Source organism: Chroococcidiopsis cubana SAG 39.79 (assembly GCF_003991895.1).
GTDB classification, from domain to species: domain Bacteria; phylum Cyanobacteriota; class Cyanobacteriia; order Cyanobacteriales; family Chroococcidiopsidaceae; genus Chroococcidiopsis; species Chroococcidiopsis thermalis.
This window is the reverse complement of the sequence record NZ_RSCK01000214.1, coordinates 1-3,787: the sequence shown is the minus strand read 5'-3', so window position 1 is coordinate 3,787 and position 3,787 is coordinate 1. Positions and strand designations below refer to the sequence as shown.

Here is a 3,787-nt window from a genome sequence, read left to right as displayed (position 1 = left end):
AATAGGGTGGATTATCTCCCCTATTTCTTTACCTATTTGTAGGAGTAGAAAATGCCAGAAACAATCTATTGCTGACAATCTGCTTCTAGCCAGGGGTTATCGTAATTTTCTGATGCTGCGCTCCAATCGCTGCGGAAAAACTTTACTAATAAACTTTACTAATAACGATATACTTTGTGATATAGCAGATGACACTCATCGGGAGATTGTATGATTGCCCTACCTGGAGTTGCCATCCACAGCCAAATCTATGAGAGTGCGGCATCTGTTGTGTATCGCGGCATCAGAGAGCAAGACGAGCGGGCGATTGCGCGAAGCGCACTGCCAGAGGCAATCATCGTCAAACTGCTGAAGCAAGATTACCCTTCTCCTCAAGAATTAACCCGCTACAGACAAGAGTATGAAATTACCCGCTCCCTGAATCTCTCTGGAGTTGTCAAAGCATACAGCCAGCAAAATTATCAACGCACGATCGCGATTCTCTTAGAAGATTTTGGGGGAGAATCTATCGAGAGATGGATGCAGCAGCGTCCAGAAGAATTCTGTCCCATGCCCTTAGCCAATTTCTTTCGATTAGCCCTTGACATTACAGAGATTCTGGGCAGGATTCACAACGCCAATATCATCCACAAAGATATCAATCCTGGCAACATCGTTTTCAATCCAGATACGGGTGTGGTAAAAATCATTGATTTCGGTATTGCCACCCAGTTTAACCGCACCAATCCAAGCTTCAAAAGTCCTCATGTATTAGAAGGTACACTTGCCTACATTTCTCCTGAGCAAACGGGGCGGATGAATCGTTGGCTCGATTACCGCACTGATTTTTACTCGCTGGGCGTGACATTCTACGAACTTTTAACCGGACAGCTACCTTTCCCGACAACAGACATACTAGAGCTAGTCCATTGCCATATTGCCAAATTACCCGTTCCGCCTCACAAATTGAATGCAGCGATCCCCAAACAAGTCTCAGATATCATCATGAAATTGATGGCGAAAAATGCGGAAGATCGCTATGGGAGTGCCTGGGGAATTAAGGCGGATCTAGAAACCTGCGCCCAGCAACTAGAACAAAGCGGTCAAATCGATCGCATCTCTTTAGGTCTTCAAGATATTTCGGGGCAGTTTCACATTCCCCAAAAACTGTATGGACGAGAAGCCCAGATTGGAGCATTATTATCGGCGTTTGATAGAGTAGCCGTCAGGGGGAATGAAGACAATGCTCAGTTCAAAGTCGAAATGATGCTAATCTCTGGCTATTCTGGAGTAGGCAAAACAGCATTAGTGCAGGAACTTTATAAACCCATCACGGCAAAGCACGGCTATTTTATCTGGGGCAAATTTGACCAATTTAGGCGCAATATTCCCTACAGTGCAATTGTCGATGCCCTGCAAAAATTGGTACAGCAACTATTGGGTGAACCAGACGAGCAGTTGCAACAGTGGAGAACTCGCCTGCTGACGGCATTGGGAAGCAACGGACAAATTATTATTGATGTCATCCCTGAAGTTGAGTTAATTATTGGCAAGCAGCCACCCGTACCGTCCGTTGGAGCAACTGAAGCTCAAAATCGCTTCAATCTAACGTTTCAAAAATTTGTGCGGGTGTTTTGTGACAAGGAGCATCCCCTGGTAATTTTCTTAGACGATTTGCAGTGGATCGACTCAGCCACGCTAAAGTTAATCGAGCTAATATTACTTGACGAGCAAACCCAATTCCTATTTTTGATTGGAGCCTATCGAGACAATGAAGTGCATCCAACGCATCCACTAGTCTTGACGCTCTTAGAATTGCGAAAAGGGGGGGCAGTGCTTCAGGAGATTACCTTAGCACCCTTAGCGTTGGAATCGTTGAATCAATTGATTGCCGAGACGCTAGATCGTAATCCTGACACCGTTCGCGATCTAGCCCAATTAGTGTTACGTAAAACCGAAGGCAACCCTTTCTTTGTTGGTGAGTTTTTGCGAATGCTGTATAGCGAAAATCTTCTGACCTTTAACGCGGAACACTTAAGCTGGCAGTGGGATATTGCTCAAATTCAAGCCCGAAATATCACCGATAATGTGGTGGAACTGCTGCTGCTCCAGTTGAAGAAATTGCCAGAAGAAACACGGCAAATTCTCCGCTTAGCTGCTTGTGTTGGAGCTGAATTTGATTTAGAAACGTTAGCGATCGCTTGTGAAAAATCGCCGAAAATAATTTCTCTAGATTTACTAGCTGCAATACATGCTGGATTAATTCAACCTCTATCTGAATTAGACGAAAACTTGTTAGTTCAAGACTACAAGTTTTTGCACGATCGGGTACAGCAAGCTGCTTATGCCTTAATTGATGAGCCGCACAAACAAGTTGTTCATTTGCAGATCGGACGTAATTTACTCGAAAAAACTTCACCAGAGCAACTGTCGGAACGGCTATTTGAAATTATCGATCATCTAGATCGGGGAATTGAGCTAGTCACTGCTCAACCAGAACGAACTGAAATTGCCAGATTGAATTTAATGGCAGGACAGAAAGCAAAGGCAGCAACGGCTTATGAAGCAGCTCTTAAGTATTTCAAAACAGGGCTTAAACTCTTAGATACAGATAGTTGGCAGAATGAGTATGACCTAACTTTAGCGTTGTACTCCCAAGCAGCAGGAGCAGCGTATCTTCATGGCTGCTTCGATGAGATGGAACAATTCGTAGAAGTGGTACTCATCCGCGCCAAGACAGCGATCGACAAAGTGCAGGTTTACGATAGCAGAATTCAGAGATATTTGTCACAGGGCAACCTGAAATCAGCACTAAAAATTGGCTCGGAAGTGTTAAAGCTCCTGGGAATAGATTTAATAGAAAATCCAAGTCAGGTAGATATTCAAAGGGAATTGGAGTCAACGGCTGCACTACTCGCTGAACGAGAAATCGAAGACTTGATTAATTTACCAGAGATGACTGCACCAGAACCGCTAGCAGCAATGTCAATCCTAGCGAATATAGGGGCTGCTGCATTTATCGTGTCACCAGCACTGGTGATACTGATTACTTGCAAAGCGGTAAATTTATCGATCGAATACGGTAATGCTATCTGGTCATCACTGTATTATGCTGTCTACGGGTTTATTCTATGTGGAGTTGTTCAAGACATTGAACTCGGTTATAAGTTCGGCAAAATGGCTCTGGGTTTGGCAGAACGATTGAATACCCAAAAAGGAAAGGCTAAAGCATTAATGTTTTCGGGTGCCCATATCATGCACTGGAAGGTGCATCTTAGGAACACAATACCGATGCTGGCTGATGCCTATCAAAGTGGAGTGGAAACTGGAGACTTTGAATTTGCTGGTTATGCTGCCTATAACGTATGCTATAACTCGTTTTTTGCTGGTGAGTCACTCACCCAACTAGAACAAAAAACAGCAAACTACAGCAAAGCGATCGGTGAAATTAGACGAGAAAGCCCCTCGCATTGGATTGCAATGTTGTGGCAGACAATTCTTAATTTGTTAGATAGGTCTGAAAATCCCAGCTGTTTAATGGGTAGTGTATGTGATGAAGAGCAGGCGTTATCACACGCTATTGCAGTTAAAGATGGAACTGGAATTAGCCGCTTTTATTTATACAAAATTATACTGTGTTATCTATTTGGAGAATATCATCAAGCTGTACAAACCGCTGTTTTGGCAAGGCAACACTTTGAAGAGGTGACAGCAATAAAGGTTTTGCCTTTATTCTGTTTGTATCATTCTCTAGCGCTTTTGAGCCTACCGCTTGATGCTTCAAGCTCTCAAAAAGCAGCTTGGCTCA

1 protein-coding gene is annotated in these 3,787 nt (G+C 43.6%); it reads left to right on the top strand.

The features are described 5' to 3' along the window. Positions 1-210: 210 nt before the first annotated feature. Positions 211-3,787, top strand: a 3,577-nt coding sequence (locus DSM107010_RS37220; protein WP_146138825.1) for an ATP-binding protein, incomplete at its 3' end; no start/stop codon positions are given.